This is a genomic window from Roseicella aerolata (assembly GCF_020523605.1).
Lineage (GTDB): Bacteria > Pseudomonadota > Alphaproteobacteria > Acetobacterales > Acetobacteraceae > Paracraurococcus > Paracraurococcus aerolatus.
In genome coordinates this window covers 1-17,424 of record NZ_JAJAQI010000003.1, presented here as the reverse complement: position 1 = coordinate 17,424, position 17,424 = coordinate 1, and the positions used below count along the sequence as shown (strand labels likewise).

The following is a 17,424-nucleotide window of genomic DNA, read 5'->3' as shown; positions in this document are numbered from 1 at the left end:
CCATTCAGGCTTGCGCTTCGAATGTGGCGCGGGCTGCCATCCGTCAACCCCAGGGATTGCGCTGTCCGCTCCCCCAAGGGGAGGCGGCGGGCGCGCCGGCCCCGCGCCGGGCGATCCGCGGCGGGGCGGGCGGCGCCATGGCCAGCAGCCGGCGGACGCGCTCCTCGGTCCGCGGATGGGTGGTGAAGAGGCTGTCCATGCGCATCCCCGAGAGCGGGTTGACGATGAACATATGCGCACTCGCCGGATGCGCCTCGGCGGTGTGGTTGATGCGGCCCTGCTTGTAGTGCTCCAGCTTCTGCAGGCCGGACGCCAGCCAGCGCGGGTCGCCGCAGATCTCGGCCCCCATCCGGTCGGCCTCGTATTCGCGGGACCGGCTGATCGCCATCTGCACCAGCATGGCGGCGAGCGGCCCGACGATCACCAGCAGCAGCGCACCGATAGGACCGAAGGGGTTCTGCCGGCCATCCTGCGTCCGCCCGCCGAAGAGGAAGCCGAATTGCGCCAGCATGCCGATCGCGCCTGCCAGCGTCGCGGTGATGGTCATGATCAGCGTGTCGCGATGCTTGATATGCGCGAGTTCATGCGCGACCACGCCGGCCACCTCCTCCTCCGACATCAGGTCGAGCAGGCCGGTGTTCAGCGCGACCGCGGCATTCTGCGGGTTGCGGCCGGTCGCGAAGGCGTTCGGCTGGTCCTCATGGATGACATAGAGCGCGGGCATGGGCAGCCCGGCATTCCGCGCCAGCCCTTCCACCAGCCGGTAGAGCCGCGGCGCCTCCTGCGGCGTGATCGGCTGGGCGTTGTGCATGGAGAGCACCACGCGGTCGCTGTTCCACCAGGCCCAGAGATTGGTCCCGCAGGCGAAGAGGAAGGCGATGACCATGCCCTGCTGCCCGCCCAGCGCATAGCCGATGGCGATGAAGAGCGCGGTGAGGCCGGCGAGCAGGATCGCCGTACGCAGATAGCCAGCCATGTCCCTTCCCTTTCCGGCGCGGCCGGGCCATTCCCCCGGCGTTGGGGGTGGTGCGACCCCGCCCCGAGACCCCAGATGATGCCTATGACCGAAACCCGACAAGGGGCCGCGAAGGCCGCCCCGGACACCGTGACCGCCTTCAGGGCGCAGGTGCCCATCTCGCCCGACATGCCGCCGCAGCCGGTCCCGCCCGTGCCGCCGCCGCCGCCAGGGCCCGACCTGCCGGACGCGCCGGTGCAGGACCCGCCGGGACCGGAGGCGCCCCTGCCCGGCGATCCCGGCCTGCCGCCCGCGGGCGACCCGCCGGCCGACCCGCCGGTCCGGATGAAGGAGATCGGCGGCCCGGCCGGGCCGGAGCCGACCCGCTACGGGGACTGGGAGCGGAAGGGGCGCGTCAGCGATTTCTGACCAACCCAGCCGCCTCGGAACGCTGCGGGCGCCTGCGTCGCGAGTTCAGGCGCGACGAACACGGATCCCTGCCGCGTGGAGGTTTGCCGCCCGGCACAAGTGCCGCCCTGCCGCCGCCACAGGCGGCTGAGGCCGCGAAGGCGGACCCGCGCCAGGTGGGCGCGCAGCCGAGCCGCCGGGGCGGCAGGACAGGCGTCAGCCTGCCTGCGGGACAGATGGCGCCCCGAGTCGCGCCCGAGTCGCGACCGGACCGAAGCGGGAACAGGATTGTGGGTCCCGCTTCGTCTGCCCTACCAGGGATGGTGGTGCATGATCCATGTCGGCCCGCGCCGGAGAGTCAGCGATTCGTTCGCGCGACTCGGGCCATGTATCTGACCCGGCGGCATCCGGCCCGGCGCCGCAGCCGCTCGAGTTCCATCTCTGTTCGCCAAGCACGGCAGAGGCCCGACCTGGCGGTCAGCCGAAGGGCTCCGGCACGGCCGCGGACAGCAGGCCGGCGGGCCCTTCGGGGAGGGCCAGGATGAAGTCGCCGGCCTGCAGGTGGTGGGCCCCGACCAGTTCGATCTCGCCGGTCGGCCCGGACGGCACCTGCGGCTCCCCGGATCCCGCCCCGCCCAGGGCGGTGGCGAACTGCACCAGGGTATTGCCGTTCCCGAGGATCTCGCTGCGCACCTGCAGGCCGAAGCCGGCAATGAAGGGGTCGCTGCCGAGGAAGGCCGGCGCGGGCAACGGCTGGCCGCTGGCGGCGAAGCCGTAGTCGCTGAGGTCCAGCCTGTCGCTGCCCTGCCGGAAGTCGAGCACGATATCGCGGCTCCCCTCGCCGATGCCGACATCCTGGAAGACCCCGTTCAGGCGGAGCGGCCGGAAGACGAAGAGATCCGCCCCCGCGCCGCCGGCATGGAGGTCGGCGCCGAAGCCGCCCAGCAGGGTATCGTCGCCTGGCCCGCCGAGCAGGGTATCGTTGCCGCCGCCGCCCTCGATGCTGTCGGCGCCGCGCCCGCCCAGCAGCAGGTCGGCCGGCTCCTGCGCCAGAATCTGCGGGAAGGCGTTGTGCGGAATGGGCGGCACGAAATGCGTCGATCCGTAGCCAATGATGGTGTCGTCGCCGGCGCCGCCCAGCACCGTGTCGGCACCCCAGGTGGCGGTGATGTGGTCATTCCCGGCGCCGCCCAGGATCAGGCTGGCCGCCGAAGCGGTATCCGCCGTGGCCGAACTGCCGAAGATGGTGTCATCGCCCGGGCCACCCATCAAGGTGTCGTGACCCGGCCCGGCGAGAGGCGGCATCTCGAAGTGGGGCCACTGCGGGACGGTGCCGCTGTTGCCATGGAGCAGATCGTTGCCGGCACCGCCCAGCAGCAGGTCGCTGCCGCCCAGGCCCTCCAGCCTGTCGTTCCCGCCACGGCCGATCAGGATATCGGCCTCCGCGGTGCCGGACAGGGTGTCGGCAGCGGGCGTGCCGATGATCGTCGCCATGGTTGTCCTCCCCGGATCAGGCGCAGGGAGAATTGTATACTATTTGCCTGCGAGGGCATCGCCGGGGTTTCGCTGCGACGGCCCCCGCCGGACAGGCGCGGCGCGCCATGCCACCGGCGCGCGCGGAAGGCGGTGCGGGTGGCCGCGCCACGACCGCGCTAGCGACGGCGGGTGTCCGGTTCCGGTGCCCCCCGCCTCGGGGCATGCCTGACAGGGCAAGGCCACGCACCCGGGCGTGCCCGCCCGGGTGCGATCCGCCGCGGGTCATCCCGTGCCGGGCAGAGCCACGCGGCCAGGCGGGCGCTCCCGCCCGGCCGCGATCCGCTCAGCCCACCCGGTTCTGCACCAGTTCCTGCACCACGGACGGGTCGGCGAGGGTCGAGGTGTCGCCCAGGCTGTCCGTCTCGTTCGCCGCGATCTTGCGGAGGATGCGCCGCATGATCTTGCCCGACCGGGTCTTGGGCAGGCCCGGCGCCCACTGGATGGCATCCGGCGAGGCGATCGGGCCGATCTCCTTGCGCACCCAGGCCACCAGTTCCTTCCGCAGCGCGTCGGAGGGCTCCTCGCCGCTCTTCAGCGTCACGTAGCAGTAGATGCCCTGGCCCTTCAGGTCGTGCGGCATGCCGACCACCGCGGCCTCGGCGACCTTGGGGTGGGCGACCAGCGCGGATTCGATCTCGGCCGTGCCCATGCGGTGGCCGGAGACGTTGATGACATCGTCCACGCGCCCGGTGATCCAGTAGTAGCCATCGGCGTCGCGGCGGGCGCCGTCGCCGGTGAAATACATCCCCTTGAAGGTGGAGAAGTAGGTCTGCCCGAAACGCGCATGGTCGCCGTAGATGGTGCGCATCTGGCCCGGCCAGCTGTCGAGCAGCACGAGGTTGCCCTCGGTCGCGCCCTCCAGGATCCTGCCCTCGCCATCCACCAGCGCCGGGAAGACGCCCGGCAGCGGCAGGGTGGCGGAACCCGGCTTCTGCGGCACCGCGCCCGGCAGCGGGGAGATCAGGATGCCGCCCGTCTCGGTCTGCCACCAGGTATCGACGATCGGGCAGCGCTCGTCGCCGACCACGCGGTAGTACCAGAGCCAGGCTTCCGGATTGATCGGCTCGCCCACGCTGCCCAGGATGCGCAGCGACTTGCGGCTGGCCTTCTTCACCGGCGCCTCGCCGTCGCGCATCAGGCTGCGGATGGCGGTCGGCGCGGTGTAGAAGATGTTGACCTGGTGCTTGTCCACCACCTCCCAGAAGCGGGAGACGGTGGGATAGTTCGGCACGCCCTCGAACATCAGGGTCGTCGCGCCGTTCGCCAGCGGGCCGTAGACGATATAGGTATGGCCGGTCACCCAGCCCACATCGGCGGTGCACCAGTAGATCTCGCCGGGGCGGTAGTCGAAGACCAGCTCATGCGTGTAGCTGGCCCAGACCATGTACCCGCCCGTGGTGTGCAGCACGCCCTTCGGCTTGCCGGTCGAGCCCGAGGTGTAGAGGATGAAGAGCGGGTCCTCCGCGCCCATCGGCTCCGGCTCGCAGGTGGTCGGCTGCTTGCCGCACAGCTCATCCCACATCATGTCGCGGCCGGCCTGCATCGGCACGCTGCCGCCGGTGTTCTTCGCCACGATCACATGCTTGATCGAGGGGCAGGTCTGCAGCGCCTCGTCCGCATTGGTCTTCAGCGGCACCTTGCGGCCGCCGCGGCGGCCCTCATCGGCGGTGATGAGGACGGAGCACTCGGAGTCCTGGATGCGGGAGGCGAGGCTGTCCGGGCTGAAGCCGCCGAAGACGATGGAGTGGATGGCGCCGACGCGGGCACAGGCCAGCATCGCCACCGCGGCCTCGACGATCATCGGCAGGTAGATGCAGACGCGGTCGCCCTTCTTCACGCCGAGGCTGCGCAGGCCGTTGGCGAGGCGGCAGACCTGCTCGTGCAGCTGGCGGTAGGTGACCTTGCTGTCGCTGTTCGGGTCGTCGCCTTCCCAGATGATCGCCACCTGGTCGCCCTTTGTGGCGAGGTGCCGGTCGAGGCAGGAGACGGAGGCGTTCAGCACGCCATCCTCGAACCACTTGATCGTGACGTCGCCGTTGAAGTCGACATTCTTGATCTTGGTCGGCGCCTTCATCCAGGCGATGCGCCGGGCTTCCTTACTCCAGAAGCCTTCCGGATCCTTTGCTGCCGCTTCCGTCATGGCGCGGTGGCGGTCCGTGTTCACAAGAGCCTTGGCGGCGATCTCCGGTTTCACGGCGATCAGGTCGTCTGCCATGCTTGGCCTCCCCTCGGGCGATAGTCGTGCCTGACAGGAGTTTGGCCATGCCGCCTTGCGCTGCGTCAATGGACCTCGGCGGTCCGCATTAAGTCGGACGGAGCCGGCAAGCGCCAGCGGAACCCCGCCCGGCGAGGCGCCGGGCGGGGCGATGGTGTCAGTTGCTGCGGGCCGATGCGGCGGTGCCCGGCGCGGGCTGGGGCGCGGCACCGTGCCGCTCCGGAATTGTGGGCCGCTGCGGCTGGCTGGTCGCCTGCTGCGGCGCCGCCTGGCCGCCCGGGTTCGCGGGCGTGGCGGGGGCCGTCAAGCCGGGGCGGGGCGCGCCGGCCGGGCCCGTGGGCGCCGCCGTCGGGCTGCTGCCCTGGCCGGCGGGCGTTGCCGGCGTGGTGACGGCCTGGCGCTGCGCAGGCGCGGCCGGTGCCGCCGCGGCGGGCACGCTGCCCTGGCCCGCCGGCTGGCTGCTGGCCGGGGTGCCCCAGGCGGCGCTGCCCGGGTTGCTCCCCTGGGCGAAGGCGGGGCCGGCGGCGATCAGCAGGCCGGTGGCAAGCAGGCTGCGGCGGAGATTGATACCGGTGGTGCGCATGGAGGCCTCCTCTGGGCTTGGCGCAGGAGGAAGGCTGGCGGCCGCCCTGGGCGGCGATCCGGCGGCTTCAGGGTCTTTTCGGGCGCATCACGGCAGGGGCGGGGCGATGATGGCGAAGCGTCACAATCCGGCCCCGGCCGGCACCATCACCTGCCCGTCCACGATGCGTACCGGCACTGCCTCCAGCGCCTCCCCGATGCAGGGGCCGCTGACGCATTGCCCGTCCTCGATCCGGAAGCGCGCGCCATGGACGGCGCAGAGGATCACCTGCCTGCGCGGGTCCAGGAAGCGGTCCGGCAGGGGTTCCAGCGGCAGGCCGATATGCGGGCAGGCATTCACGTAGACATGCACCCGCCCGTCCTTGCGCACGGCGAAGAGCCCGACGAAGCCGCCCGGCGGCGCGGAGAAGCCCTTCGCCCCGCCCTCCGGGATGTCCTCCAGCCGGCAGAGGATGCGCTCCCCCGCCCCGGTCACCTGTCCCATCACCCTCCCTCAGCGAGGCCGAGCCTCGCATGCCATTCGGCGATGCTCTCCTCCGGGTAGCCATCGCACTGCCGGTCGCGCGGACCGGCCTCCACCGCCACCCAGGGAGCCCTGAAGGCCAGCAGGATGTGCGTGGATTCCGGCGCCGCCGGCAAGGGCGTATCGATCGCCGAGGCGAAAGGGTGGATCAATTCCGGCCAGCGCGCGTCGTAGAGCCAGAGCGCGCTGCCGCAGAGGGAGCAGAAATGCCGCTCCGCCGGGCTCCGATGCGCCCTGGCCTCCCCCGGTTCCTTGATGCGGGCGTGGTAGATGGTGACGTGCTGCTTCCCCGTGACCCGCAGGCTGGCGGAGTCGGCGCCGAGATTGATGGCGTAGCCGCCCCCGCCCTGGGTCTTGCGGCAGATGGAGCAGTAGCAGCGCTGGTAGGGATAGGGGTGCGGGCTCTCCACCCGGAATTTCACCGCGCCGCAATGGCAGGAGCCTTCCAGCCGCATCGCACCATCCTCCCTTCATAAAGGCGCGGGAAGGTGTCGCCTCCCGGCCCTCATCCCTGGCCCATGGCAGCTGACGCATGTCATGCCGCTGACGCCGGCGGCCCTGCGGGCCCTGGCCGTGCCGCGGCAGCAGCGGTCCGCACCCGCCGCCTGACGGCCGCCGCGGGGCGGAGTTCCCGCCGCCGGGCATCGTCCGGGGTCAGTCGCCTGCCCAGCCCCCCAGGGCGCAGAGCCTGGCCCAATGCGCCTCGCTCACCGGCATCACGGAGAGGCGCGACTGCCGGACCAGGGCGAGTTCGGCGAGATCCGGCTCCGCCTTGATGGCGGCCAGCGTCACCGGCCGCGGCAGCGGCCCCACCGCCTTCATGTCCACGCAGACCCAGCGGCCGGTCCCGTCGGTCGGGTCGGGATAGGCCTCCCGCACCACCTCGACGATGCCGACGATCTCCTTGCCGATATTGGAATGGTAGAAGAAGGCCCGGTCACCCACCCGCATGGCCTTGAGGTTGTTGGAGGCCAGCGCATTGCGCACGCCGGTCCAGGGCTCGATGCCGTTCCGGACCTGCTCGTCCCAGGAAAAGGCATCGGGTTCGCTCTTCACCAGCCACTGCGCCATCGGTTCCCTCGCGTTTGCGGCAACGCAAAGTAACGGCGGCAGCCGGCGCTTCAATCTGCGGCGATCTCGCCCTAGGTTGTGCCCCGTGGAAACCGCCGACACACGCCCTCTCGGACCGCCGCTCGCCGGCACTCCCGCCGCGCGCGGAGCGAACCTGCATCGCTTCGCCAATCCGGGGCGATTCCTGCGCCTGGCCGCGCGCGTGCAGCCCTGGCTGACCGGGGCCGCCCTGCTGGTGCTGGCGGTCGGCCTGCCCTGGGCCCTCTTTCTCTCCCCGCCCGACTGGCAGCAGGGGGAGACGGTCCGGATCCTCTATATCCATGTGCCCATGGCCTGGCTGGCCATGGGGGGCTATGCCGGCCTGGCGATCGGCTCTGCCATGGCGCTGATCTGGCGGCACCCGCTGGCGGACCTCGCCTGCCGGGAACTCTCGCCGGTCGGCGCGCTGGTGACGGCGTTGTGCCTCGCCACCGGCAGCCTCTGGGGCAAGCCGATGTGGGGCACCTGGTGGGTCTGGGATGCAAGGCTGACCAGCGTGCTGGTGCTCTTCTTCCTCTGGCTCGGCCATGCCGCCCTGGTGCGGGCCTTCGACGATGCCGAGCGCGGGGCCCGGATGGGCGCAATCCTCGCGCTGGTCGGGGCGGTGAACCTGCCGATCGTGAAATTCTCGGTGGATTGGTGGAACACGCTGCACCAGCCGGCCAGCGTGACCAGGATCAATGCGCCCGGCCTGCATGTGGATATCCTCTACCCCCTGCTGGTCTGCGCGCTGGGCTTCACCCTGGCCTTTGCCGCGCTGGTGCTGGCGCGGACGCGGGCGGCGGTGATAGAACGGCGGATCAGGGCCCTGCAACTGGCGGCGGCGCGGCGGGCGGAGCCATCCGATGGCCGGAGCGTCCTTCGGGGCGCGGAGGGCTGAATCGGATGGCCAGACAAGCTCCCGATGGCCGGAGCGCCCTTCGGGGTGCGGAGGGCTGAATCGGATGGCCCGAGGAGACGTCTAGGATGACACTGCATTGGGCCCATGTTGCGGCCAGCTACGTGCTGACACTCGGCGGCTTCGCGGCTCTGGCTGTCGCCACGGTGGCGAGGCTTGGCGCCGCCCGGCGGCGGCTGGATGCGCTGGACCCGCGGGCGCGGCGGAATCAGGACAGGACATGACACGGAAACGCCGGCGGCTCTGGGTGCTGCTGCTCTGCGGGATCGGGCTCGGCAGCGCCACCGCCCTCACCCTCACCGCCTTCCAGGACAACTTGGTCTTCTTCCGCTCCCCCTCCGACATCGCGCAGCAGGCGCCGGCGCCCGACCGCGCCTTCCGCCTGGGCGGGCTGGTCGAGACCGGCAGCGTCGCGCGGGAGACGGCACCGGACGGCAAGCCCGCCGCCCGCTTCCGCGTGACCGATGGCGCCCATGCCGTGAGCGTCACCTATGTCGGCGTGCTGCCCGACCTGTTCCGGGAAGGCCAGGGCGTCGTCACGCTGGGCAAGCTCGGCCCGGACGGCGTCTTCCGTGCCTCCGAGGTGCTGGCGCGGCATGACGAGACCTACATGCCGCCCGAGGTCGCGGATGCGCTGAAGCGCAGCGGCCACTGGAACCCGGCCGAGGGCGCCGCCCCGCCGGCCGCCACATGGAACACCCTCGACCCGGCGCGGGCGCCGGCCGCGGGGCGGAGCGGCTCGTGATCCCCGAACTCGGCCATTTCGCCCTCGCCCTCGCCCTCGCCCTCTCCCTCGCCCAGGTCGTGGTCGGGCTCTGGGGGGCGCAGCGGGCGGAGGCGCGGCTGATGGCGGCCACCGCGCCGCTCGCCGCCGGCGCGCTGATCGCGGTGGCGGCGGCCTTCGCCTGTCTCGCCTGGTCCTATGTGGTCAACGACACCACCGTGCTGAACGTGGTGCAGAACAGCCACTCGGCGAAGCCCCTGCTCTACAAGCTCTCCGGCACCTGGGGGAACCATGAGGGCTCGATGGTCCTCTGGGTCCTCATCCTCGCGCTCTGCGGCGGGGCGGTGGCGGGATTCGGCGGCAACCTGCCCTCCGCCCTGCAGGCGCGGGTGCTGGGCATCCTCGGCCTGGTCTCGGTCGGCTTCCTCGGCTTCATCCTGGCGACCTCCAACCCCTTCGACCGGGTCTGGCCGCCGCCGCCGGATGGCCAGGGGCTGAACCCGATCCTGCAGGACCCCGGCCTCGCCTTCCATCCGCCGCTGCTCTATCTCGGCTATGTCGGCTTCGCTGTGACCTACGCCTTCGCCGTCGCGGCGCTGATCGAGGGCCGGGTGGACGCCGCCTGGGGTCGTTGGGTGCGGCCCTGGGCCCTGGCGGCCTGGAGCTTCCTGACCCTCGGCATCGCGCTCGGTTCCTGGTGGGCCTATTACGAGCTCGGCTGGGGCGGCTACTGGTTCTGGGACCCGGTGGAGAATGCCTCCCTCCTCCCCTGGCTGGCCGGCTGCGCCCTGCTGCATTCCGCGATCGTGGTCGAGAAGCGGGAGGCGCTGAAGACCTGGACCGTCTTCCTCGCGCTCCTCGCCTTCGGGATGTCGCTGCTCGGCACCTTCCTGGTGCGCTCGGGCGTGCTGACCAGCGTGCATGCCTTCGCCAATGACCCGGAACGGGGCATGGTCATCCTCGGCCTGCTCGCCCTCTATATCGGCGGCGGCTTCGCGCTGTTCGCCTGGCGGGCGGCGACGATGGTGCCGACCGGCGTCTTCGCCCCGCTCTCGCGGGAGGGGGCGCTGGTGCTGAACAACCTGCTGCTCTGCTCCATCGCCGCGGTCGTCCTGGTGGGCACGCTCTACCCGATGTTCGCCGACCTGCTGCTGGGGGAGAAAATCTCGGTCGGGCCGCCCTTCTTCAACCTGGCGACCCTGCCGCTGGCGGTGCCGCTGGTGCTCGCCATGGGCTTCGGGCCGATGCTGCCCTGGAAGCGCGCCCGGATCTTCCCGGCGATGCAGCGGCTCTGGTGGGCCGCGCTGGCCGGCTTCGCCGCCTTCCTGCTCTGCCTCGCCATCGAGGGCTGGCGGATCGGCCCGGCGCTCGGCTTCGCCGCGGCGCTCTGGGCCATCGCCGCCGCGGCGGCCGACATCGCCGACCGCATCGCGCTCTTCAGCCGGCCGCAGGCGGCCTGGGCGCGGGCGAAGGGCCTGCCGCGCGCCGCCTGGGGCGGGGCGCTGGCGCATGCCGGGCTCGGTGTCATGATCCTCGGCCTCGCCGGCATGGGACTGGCGACGGACAAGCTCGCGCTGCTGAAGCCGGGCGAGGCGACGACGCTCGCCGGCATGGAGTACCGGCTGACCGGCCTCGCCGATGTGCAGGGCCCGAACTGGACGGCCCGCCGCGCCACCGTCGAGGTGCGGGACGGCGACCGGCTGGTGACGGTGCTGGAGGCCGACAAGCGCAGCTTCGCCGTCGCCCGCATGCAGACCACCGAGGCGGCGATCCACACCACCTGGGCCCGCGACCTCTATGTGGTGATGGGCGAGGAGCGGGATGGCGGCGCGGTGCTCCGCATCCACAACAACCCTCTGGCGCCCTGGATCTGGCTCGGCGCCGCCATCATGGCGCTCGGCGGCGGCATCTCGCTGAGCGACCGGCGCATGCGCGTCTCGGCCCCCGCGGCCCGCCCGGTGCGGGCGGAGGCGCGGGCATGAGCGCGGCCGGGGATCGCCGCCCGGCCCCCGCGCAGGGGCCGGGCGGCGCGGGGGCACCGCCCTCGCCCTCCCGCCGCCGCCTGCTGCTGCTCGCCCCGCTCGGCGTCGCCGCCGCGGCTGGTGTCGGCTTCTATGCCATGCTGCGGGGCCTCGGCACCGGCAGCTACGACCCGAAGGGCGTGCCTTCCGCCCTGATCGGCCGGCAGCCGCCTGAATTCAGCCTGCCGCCGCTGGAGGGCGCCGACCTCCCCGGCCTCAGCTCGGCCGATCTGCGCGGGGCCGGACGGCCGGTGCTGGTGAATTTCTTCGCCTCCTGGTGCGTGCCCTGCGTCATCGAGCATCCGCAGCTCATGCGCCTGGCGCGCGAGGGCGTGCCGGTGCTCGGCGTCGCCTACAAGGACAAGCCGGCGGATGCGCTCGGCTTCCTGCGCCGGCACGGCAACCCCTACCGGAAGCTCGGGGTGGACCTGCCCGGGCGCGTGGCGATCGACTGGGGCCTCTATGGCGTGCCGGAGACCTATCTGGTGGACAGGGAGGGGTTCATCCGCTGGCGCTGGGCCGGCCCGATCACCGACGACACGCTGAAGCAGGAGCTGCAGCCGCTGCTGCGCCGCCACGCATGAAATACCTGTTTTTCCTCGCCTTCCTGCTGGCCGCCCCGCTCACGCCGCCCGCCCTCGCCGCCGTCTCCGACCCGGCGGAGATGCTGCGCGACCCGGCGCAGGAGGAACGCGCGCGCCAGATCGGGCGCGAGCTGCGCTGCCTGGTCTGCCAGAACCAGTCCATCGAGGATAGCGATGCGGAGCTGGCCCGCGATCTCCGCCGCATCGTGCGGGAACAGGTCTCGGCCGGCCGCAACGATGCCGATGTCCTCCGCTTCGTGCATGACCGCTACGGCGATTTCGTGCTGCTGCGCCCGCCGGTGAAGCCGGCGACCTGGCTGCTCTGGGCGACGCCGGTCCTTGCGCTCGGCCTTGGCCTCACGCTGATCCTGGCGATGCGCCGCCGGCGCGCGGCGGCCGCCCCGCCCGGGACCGCCGAGGATCTCTCCGCCGCGGAGCGCGCGCGGCTCGCCCAGCTCGAGGACGGCCGCAGCCCGTGACCTGGTTTCCCTTCTGGCCGCTGCTCGGCCTGCTGGCCGTGGCGGCGCTGGCGCCGCTCGCGATCGCCCTGTTCGGCCCGCCCCGCGCCCGCGGCAGGCGGGAGGCAGATCTCGCCCTCTACCACGCCCAGCTCGCGGAGCTGGAACGGGAGAAGGAGGCGGGAAGGCTGGACGAGGCGGCGCATCGCGCCGCCACACTGGAGGTGCAGCGCCGCCTGCTGACCGCACCGGAGGACCGGGGCCCGGCCGAGTCCGGCCGCGGCCGCTGGGTGCTGCTCGGCACGCTGGGGGCGGCGCCGGCGCTGGCGCTCGGCCTCTATCTCGCCGGCGGGATCCCGCAGATGCCCTCCGCCCCCTATGCCCTGCGGCAGGAGGCCGCGGCGCGGGACGAGGCGGTGATGGGCCGTCTTCGGGAGCGGCTGGGGCAGCTTCCGCCCGGCAGCGAGCAGGCGCGGGAGGGCTGGGTGCTGCTGGGCAATGCCGAGCGCAGCCGGGGCCGGCTGGAGGCCGCGGCGGATGCCTACCGGCGCGCGCTGCTCGGCAGGTTCGACCCGGAGCTGACCGCGCAGCTCGCCCAGGTGCTGCTGGAGGACGGGCGGACCGAGGAGGCGGGGGCGCTGCTGCGGGCCGCGCTGCCGCAGGCGCCACAGCATATCGGCCTGCGCTTCCTGGCCGGGCTGGCGGAGGCCCGGGCCGGGCGGACCGAGAGCGCCCGCGCCGCCTGGCGGGCGCTGATCGCCGATGCGCCGCCCGAGGCGCCCTGGCGGGCGATGGTCGAGCGGCGGATGAACGAGCTGCCTTAGCAGGGGCCGCCTGCTGCCGGCCGGCATGTGCCCTGGCCTGCCGCAGCCAAGGGCGGCCGGGGCCGTGCCTGCGACCCGCAGCCGTGGGAGGCCGGCTCGCTGCCGGCCCGCGCCGGCAGCGGTGCTTCGCTTCAGCGCCCCCGCAGCGCCGGTGCCAGCTCGCGCTCGAAGAAGGCGATGAACTCCGCCTGCTGCGGCCCGACCTGGGTCAGGATGATGTGGTCATAGCCGGCCTCGATGAATTTGGTGATCGACTTCAGGTGCATCTCTGCTGAGGGGCCGCAGGTCACCTGCTGCGCCACCACCTCCGGCGTGACATGCTTCGTCGCCGCCTCGAAGCCCCGGGTGTTCGGCAGCTCCGCCTGCACCGGCCAGCCGGTGACCGACCAGCGGAAATAGTGGTGCGCCGTCTTCCGCGCCTCCTCCTCGGTGGGGGCCCAGCACATCGAGACCTCGGCATAGCGCGGGCCCTCGCCGCCGGCGGAGCGGAAGGCTTCGATCAGCTCGGGCTTCGGCTCCGTCACGACCAGGCCATCGCCCTTGCGCGCCGCCAGCCGCGCCGCCTCCGGCCCGCCGGCAGCCACCACCACCGGCAGCTTCCCTGGCGGCCGGTCGAAGAGCCGCGCCTGGTCCAGGCTGAAATAGGCGCCGCGGTAATTGGTGAGATCGCCGGCGAGCAGGCCCTGGATGATGTCGATGGCCTCCGAGAGCCGTTCATGCCGCTCCCCCACGCCGGGCCAGCCCTCGCCCGTGACATGCTCGTTCAGCCGCTCCCCTGCGCCGAGGCCGAGGGTGAAGCGGTTGTCGCTGAGCAGCGCGACGGTGGCGGCACCCTGGGCGATGATGGCGGGGTGGTAGCGCATGATGGGGCAGGTCACCGCCGTCATCAGCCCGATGCGGCTGGTCGCCTGCGCGCAGGCGCCGAGCACCGACCAGGCGAGCGGCGCATGGCCCTGCTCCTCGATCCAGGGCGAGAAATGGTCGGAGATGGCGGCCAGGTCGAAGCCGGCCTGTTCGGCGCGCACCAGGTTGCGCACCAGCTCCTTCGGTCCGTGTTCCTCCGACATCAGCTTGTAGCCGAGCTTGATCATCTGCGGGCGCTCCGTCCGGGGATGCGGCCGCTCGCGGCAGGAGGCGGGCGGGCGGCGGGTGCCGCGCTAACGCCCCCGGGCGGGGATTGTTCGCGGCCGGCGGCGCTGCCGGCTGGCCCGTGCCGTCTCCTGGCCTGGGGGCCGGCGGCAGCCCCCCTGCCGCCTCAGCCGAAGATCCGTCCCAGCCTTTCGATGCTGCCCAGCACGCGCTCCTGCGGCAGGCCCGGCCATTGCAGGCGCATGATGAAATGGTCCACGCCCAGCGCCTCGCGGTAACGGGCGATCTCCTCCTTCACCGAGACCTCGTCGCCGATGATGAAGCGGTCGCGCACGAACTGCTCGAAGGGCATGCCGAACATCTCGGCATCCGTGCTGCCGCGGCCGAGCCCCCAGGAGGCATAGGCGGCGTATTTGTAGTGCAGCGCCGCGCGGCATTCCTCGAAGGCGGTGGCGTGGGAGGCGCCGACATAGCACTCCCGCGCGATCGGGAACTCCCGCGGCGTCCGGCCTGCCTCCGCCAGCGCCGCGCGATAGGCCGCCATCTGCGGCACCACGACATCGAGCGCGGAGGAATTGACGATCAGCCAGGCATCCCCGATGCGCGCGGCCCGCCTGATCGCCGCTTCCACCTGCGCCGCGACATAGATCGGCGGCCCGCCCGGCGTGACCGGGCGGCAGCTGATGGAGGCATCCTCCACCGTGTAGAAGCGGCCTTTGTGCGTCACCTTCTCCTCGGTCCAGAGGCGGCGGATGAGCGCGACCTGTTCGGAGAAGCGCGGTGCGCGCTCCGCGAGCGGGATGCCGAAGGCGGTGAACTCCATCTCCCGGTAGCCGAGGCCGGCGCCGAGCACGTAATTCCCGCCGGAGAGGAGGTCCATCGTCGCCGCCTCCTCGGCCACCATCACCGGGTTGAGCAGCGGCAGGATGCGGATGTTGGGGCCGATGGTCATCCCCTCCGCCTCCCGCAGCAGCCAGGCCATCAGCGGCATGGGCTGCGGCATCTGCACCGGCCCGATCAGGTAGTGGTCCGGGAACCAGAGCGAGCTGAAGCCCGAGGCGCGGGCGAGGCGCACCTGCGCTGCCAGTTCCGGCAGCCGGGCGGGCAGGCTGTCCCCCTCGGGGAACTGCGTGTTCAGGAACAGTCCGACCTTCATGGCGCCTTCCCTCCGCTGTCCTTGCCGGCAGCCTACAGCCCGCGCCGCGGGGTGTCTTCCGCACCCTTGCGGCGCCCGTGGGCTGCGGGCCGGTCAGCGCGCCGCCCGAGGGCCGGCACCGGTTCGGCATGCCGGCCGGGACGGACCGGGCGGGCGCGTCAGGACTTCGAGACGCCCCAGAAGAAGGGGATGGGTCCGCCAACCACCCCCGTGACGTTCCGGCGCCAGGCCTGGAAGGTCTTGTAGAAGCCGGTCGGCACATAGGTGACGTGCCGCCAGAGCTCGCGGTTCATCTCGGCGACGGCGGCCTTCTCGGCCTCCAGGTCGGCGGCCTCGAACCACCTGTCGCGCGCCGCCTCCACCGCGCGGTCGCTCGGCCAGCCGAACCAGGCGCCGTCGCCATTGGCGCGGATCTGGATCTGCGTCGCCGGGTTGGTGCAGTCGGCTCCGGCATGCCAGGTGTGGAAGACGTGCCACCCGCCCTGCCCGGGAGGCGCCTTGGAAGCCCGGCGCTGTCCCACCGTGCCCCAGTCGGTCGCGACGAAATCCACATTCATCCCGATCGCGCCGAGCAGGGAGTTCGTCACCTCGCCCATCGCCTTCAGGGGCGCCTGGTCCTGCGCCACCAGCACCGTGATGGGCTGGCCCTTGTAGCCGGCCTCGCGCAGCAGCGCCTTCGCGCCCTCGATGTTGCGCGGCCCCTTCAGGATGTCGCCGCCCGCCTCGGTGTAGAGCGGCGTTCCCGGCGTGAAGAAGCTGGCGGAGGTCTGCCACAGGCTCCCCTCATCGCCGACCACCGCCCGCATGTAGTCTTCCTGGTTCAGCGCCATGGCCACGGCCCTTCGCGCCCGGACATCGCTGAAGGGCTCATGCAGGTGGTTGAACCTGAAGGACCCTATGTTCCCGAGCGGATCGGCGATGTCGACCGTGATGTTGCGGCTGCGCCGGAGCTGCGGCACCAGGTCCGTCAGCGGCGTCTCCCACCAGTCGATCTCGCCATTCTGCAGCGCGGCCGAGGCGGTCGCGGGATCCGGCATGATGACCCATTCGAGCCGGTCGAAATTGATCTGCTTGCCGCCCGCGAGCCAGGAGGCGGGCTCCGCCCGCGGCCGGTACTGCTCGAACCTGGTGAAGACGGCCCTCGCGCCCGGCACCCATTCGTTGCGCAGGAAGCGCATCGGCCCGGAGCCGACGAACTCCGTGATCTGCTGGAAGGGATCCGTGCGGGCGAGGCGCTCGGGCATCATGAAGGCCATGGGCGTGTTCGTCTTGCCCAGCGCGAGAAGCATCTTCGGATAGGGCTGCTTCAGCCGCCAGCGGAAGCTGCGGTCATCGACGGCGACGAGCTCCTCCTGGATGGCGCGGAGCATCTGGCCCATGCCGTCGCGCACCGCCCAGCGGTTGAGGCTGGCCACGCAATCGGCGGCGCGCACGGGCTCGCCGTCATGCCAGCGCAGGCCCTCCCGCAACCGGAAGGTCCAGGTCTTCCCATCGGCGGAGACCTCCTCGCCCTCGACCATCTGGCGCCTCGGCTCGAGCTTGTCGTCGAGGCCGTAGAGCGTGTCCCAGACCAGCGCGGAGGCGTTGCGCACGACGTACTGGGTACCCCAGATGGGATCGAAATTCGCCAGGTTCGCCTGCGGCACGAAGCGCAGCGTGCGGGCCCCGGCGCCTTGCGAGAGGGCGGGCGCGGGCAGCCCCCCTGCGCCGGCGATGGCCGCGGCGGCCGAGGTCCTGAAGAACGTCCTCCGGTCCATGTTGCTCCTCCCCGTCCCGGCGGCATCGCCGCTCGTTCCGGGCGAGCCTGCCGCGACATCAGGGCGATGCGCCACAACGGACCGTGGCCTTCATCCGCAAATGACCGTTCCATGGCAGGGGAACCCATCCGGGCGGAGGTGTCCGCACCGCATGCGGCATCTGGTGCCCCGGCGATCCTCCGCGGGGTGAGACGTTCCACGGGTATCGCGGGCCTCGCCTGCGGGCGGCATGGACCGGCACCGGCCTGCCCCGCGCCGGCGGACGGCCCTCGGCCGCAGGAAGGCCGGCGCGGCCAGGCGGGGCAGCACCGCTCATGCCTGGCCCATGAACATGCTGACGCATGTCCTGCCTCAAGCGCCGGCGGCCCTCCGGGCCTTGGCTGCGCGGCACTGGCCGCGGCGCGCCTTCGCGCGCCCGGCCCGCTCCGCGGGCCGCAGGTCGGGACTCCATGAACCAGGTATCATGAGAGCTGTGCGCGGATGCGCCAGAACGGGCCCAGCGCACCAGAACGAGCAGATGGCTCGGCAATGCGGAGGTTTGGGCGATATGAGCGCCGGCAGGGGCGCCGATTTTGCCTTCGATT

At 72.1% G+C, this 17,424-nt stretch carries 18 protein-coding genes; 8 read left to right on the top strand and 10 right to left on the bottom strand.

Annotated elements, in window-relative coordinates; genetic code table 11:
* Positions 1 to 43 precede the first annotated feature (43 nt).
* Positions 44 to 976, bottom strand: coding sequence for a zinc metalloprotease HtpX (htpX, locus tag LHA35_RS02565; RefSeq protein ID WP_226604103.1), 933 nt, complete (start codon positions 974 to 976; stop codon positions 44 to 46).
* 84 nt (positions 977 to 1,060) lie between these two features.
* Between htpX and LHA35_RS02560 the strand changes: the two genes are divergently transcribed.
* Complete coding sequence (locus LHA35_RS02560; RefSeq protein WP_226604100.1) at positions 1,061 to 1,384, top strand: succinate dehydrogenase assembly factor 4; 324 nt, start codon at positions 1,061 to 1,063, stop codon at positions 1,382 to 1,384.
* Positions 1,385 to 1,840: 456 nt separating this feature from the next.
* Here the strand turns inward: LHA35_RS02560 and LHA35_RS02555 are convergent, their stop codons facing one another.
* From LHA35_RS02555 to LHA35_RS02530, 6 genes are all read right to left on the bottom strand, one after another.
* Positions 1,841 to 2,857 carry a calcium-binding protein gene (locus LHA35_RS02555; RefSeq protein WP_226604097.1) on the bottom strand — a complete coding sequence of 339 codons (1,017 nt, stop codon included), beginning with the start codon at positions 2,855 to 2,857 and terminating at the stop codon, positions 1,841 to 1,843.
* A gap of 325 nt (positions 2,858 to 3,182) precedes the next feature.
* On the bottom strand, positions 3,183 to 5,114 hold the full coding sequence (gene acs / locus LHA35_RS02550; protein WP_226604094.1) for an acetate--CoA ligase: 1,932 nt from the start codon (positions 5,112 to 5,114) through the stop codon (positions 3,183 to 3,185).
* A 157-nt stretch (positions 5,115 to 5,271) separates the two neighbouring features.
* Positions 5,272 to 5,697, bottom strand: a complete 426-nt coding sequence (locus tag LHA35_RS02545) for a hypothetical protein (protein WP_226604090.1) — start codon at positions 5,695 to 5,697, stop codon at positions 5,272 to 5,274.
* A gap of 120 nt (positions 5,698 to 5,817) precedes the next feature.
* Positions 5,818 to 6,180: a Rieske (2Fe-2S) protein gene (locus LHA35_RS02540; RefSeq protein ID WP_226604087.1), complete on the bottom strand. Its 363-nt coding sequence runs from the start codon at positions 6,178 to 6,180 to the stop codon at positions 5,818 to 5,820.
* Positions 6,180 to 6,674, bottom strand: coding sequence for a GFA family protein (locus tag LHA35_RS02535; protein ID WP_226604085.1), 495 nt, complete (start codon positions 6,672 to 6,674; stop codon positions 6,180 to 6,182). Before LHA35_RS02535 ends, LHA35_RS02540 begins: the two co-directional genes overlap by 1 nt.
* A gap of 199 nt (positions 6,675 to 6,873) precedes the next feature.
* Positions 6,874 to 7,290, bottom strand: a complete 417-nt coding sequence (locus LHA35_RS02530; RefSeq protein ID WP_226604080.1) for an EVE domain-containing protein — start codon at positions 7,288 to 7,290, stop codon at positions 6,874 to 6,876.
* An 85-nt stretch (positions 7,291 to 7,375) separates the two neighbouring features.
* Here LHA35_RS02530 and LHA35_RS02525 point away from each other — a divergent pair, with 85 nt between their 5' ends.
* The 7 genes from LHA35_RS02525 (at position 7,376) to ccmI (ending at position 12,838) form a co-directional block, all read left to right on the top strand.
* The gene (locus LHA35_RS02525; protein ID WP_408902302.1) at positions 7,376 to 8,209 is read left to right on the top strand and encodes a heme ABC transporter permease; all 834 of its coding nucleotides are present in this window, start codon (positions 7,376 to 7,378) and stop codon (positions 8,207 to 8,209) included.
* An 86-nt stretch (positions 8,210 to 8,295) separates the two neighbouring features.
* Entirely contained in the window at positions 8,296 to 8,451 is a 156-nt protein-coding gene (locus LHA35_RS02520) for a hypothetical protein (protein ID WP_226604076.1), read from the top strand.
* The gene (gene ccmE / locus LHA35_RS02515) at positions 8,448 to 8,972 is read left to right on the top strand and encodes a cytochrome c maturation protein CcmE (protein WP_226604074.1); all 525 of its coding nucleotides are present in this window, start codon (positions 8,448 to 8,450) and stop codon (positions 8,970 to 8,972) included. Before LHA35_RS02520 ends, ccmE begins: the two co-directional genes overlap by 4 nt.
* Complete coding sequence (locus LHA35_RS02510; protein WP_226604636.1) at positions 8,969 to 10,933, top strand: heme lyase CcmF/NrfE family subunit; 1,965 nt, start codon at positions 8,969 to 8,971, stop codon at positions 10,931 to 10,933. Before ccmE ends, LHA35_RS02510 begins: the two co-directional genes overlap by 4 nt.
* On the top strand, positions 10,930 to 11,556 hold the full coding sequence (locus tag LHA35_RS02505) for a DsbE family thiol:disulfide interchange protein (RefSeq protein ID WP_226604071.1): 627 nt from the start codon (positions 10,930 to 10,932) through the stop codon (positions 11,554 to 11,556). The genes LHA35_RS02510 and LHA35_RS02505 overlap by 4 nt, the downstream gene beginning before the upstream one ends.
* Entirely contained in the window at positions 11,553 to 12,035 is a 483-nt protein-coding gene (locus LHA35_RS02500) for a cytochrome c-type biogenesis protein (protein ID WP_226604068.1), read from the top strand. The genes LHA35_RS02505 and LHA35_RS02500 overlap by 4 nt, the downstream gene beginning before the upstream one ends.
* Positions 12,032 to 12,838, top strand: coding sequence for a c-type cytochrome biogenesis protein CcmI (gene ccmI / locus LHA35_RS02495; protein ID WP_226604065.1), 807 nt, complete (start codon positions 12,032 to 12,034; stop codon positions 12,836 to 12,838). The genes LHA35_RS02500 and ccmI overlap by 4 nt, the downstream gene beginning before the upstream one ends.
* A gap of 131 nt (positions 12,839 to 12,969) precedes the next feature.
* Here ccmI and LHA35_RS02490 read toward each other — a convergent pair whose 3' ends face one another.
* From LHA35_RS02490 to LHA35_RS02480, 3 genes are all read right to left on the bottom strand, one after another.
* Entirely contained in the window at positions 12,970 to 13,929 is a 960-nt protein-coding gene (locus LHA35_RS02490) for a TIGR03557 family F420-dependent LLM class oxidoreductase (RefSeq protein ID WP_226604062.1), read from the bottom strand.
* Between the two features lie 164 nt (positions 13,930 to 14,093).
* On the bottom strand, positions 14,094 to 15,083 hold the full coding sequence (locus tag LHA35_RS02485; RefSeq protein WP_226604060.1) for an LLM class flavin-dependent oxidoreductase: 990 nt from the start codon (positions 15,081 to 15,083) through the stop codon (positions 14,094 to 14,096).
* A 158-nt stretch (positions 15,084 to 15,241) separates the two neighbouring features.
* A complete protein-coding gene (locus tag LHA35_RS02480) occupies positions 15,242 to 16,840 on the bottom strand; it encodes an ABC transporter substrate-binding protein (RefSeq protein ID WP_226604058.1) in 1,599 nt (532 codons plus the stop codon).
* Between the last annotated feature and the right edge of the window lie 584 nt (positions 16,841 to 17,424).

Coding starts and splice junctions, on each gene's coding strand:
- htpX (WP_226604103.1), bottom strand. CDS start 976: ATGGCTGGCTATCTGCGTACGGCGATCCTGCTCGCCGGCCTCACCGCG.
- LHA35_RS02560 (WP_226604100.1), top strand. CDS start 1,061: ATGACCGAAACCCGACAAGGGGCCGCGAAGGCCGCCCCGGACACCGTG.
- LHA35_RS02555 (WP_226604097.1), bottom strand. CDS start 2,857: ATGGCGACGATCATCGGCACGCCCGCTGCCGACACCCTGTCCGGCACC.
- acs (WP_226604094.1), bottom strand. CDS start 5,114: ATGGCAGACGACCTGATCGCCGTGAAACCGGAGATCGCCGCCAAGGCT.
- LHA35_RS02545 (WP_226604090.1), bottom strand. CDS start 5,697: ATGCGCACCACCGGTATCAATCTCCGCCGCAGCCTGCTTGCCACCGGC.
- LHA35_RS02540 (WP_226604087.1), bottom strand. CDS start 6,180: ATGGGACAGGTGACCGGGGCGGGGGAGCGCATCCTCTGCCGGCTGGAG.
- LHA35_RS02535 (WP_226604085.1), bottom strand. CDS start 6,674: ATGCGGCTGGAAGGCTCCTGCCATTGCGGCGCGGTGAAATTCCGGGTG.
- LHA35_RS02530 (WP_226604080.1), bottom strand. CDS start 7,290: ATGGCGCAGTGGCTGGTGAAGAGCGAACCCGATGCCTTTTCCTGGGAC.
- LHA35_RS02520 (WP_226604076.1), top strand. CDS start 8,296: ATGACACTGCATTGGGCCCATGTTGCGGCCAGCTACGTGCTGACACTC.
- ccmE (WP_226604074.1), top strand. CDS start 8,448: ATGACACGGAAACGCCGGCGGCTCTGGGTGCTGCTGCTCTGCGGGATC.
- LHA35_RS02505 (WP_226604071.1), top strand. CDS start 10,930: ATGAGCGCGGCCGGGGATCGCCGCCCGGCCCCCGCGCAGGGGCCGGGC.
- LHA35_RS02500 (WP_226604068.1), top strand. CDS start 11,553: ATGAAATACCTGTTTTTCCTCGCCTTCCTGCTGGCCGCCCCGCTCACG.
- LHA35_RS02490 (WP_226604062.1), bottom strand. CDS start 13,929: ATGATCAAGCTCGGCTACAAGCTGATGTCGGAGGAACACGGACCGAAG.
- LHA35_RS02485 (WP_226604060.1), bottom strand. CDS start 15,083: ATGAAGGTCGGACTGTTCCTGAACACGCAGTTCCCCGAGGGGGACAGC.
- LHA35_RS02480 (WP_226604058.1), bottom strand. CDS start 16,840: ATGGACCGGAGGACGTTCTTCAGGACCTCGGCCGCCGCGGCCATCGCC.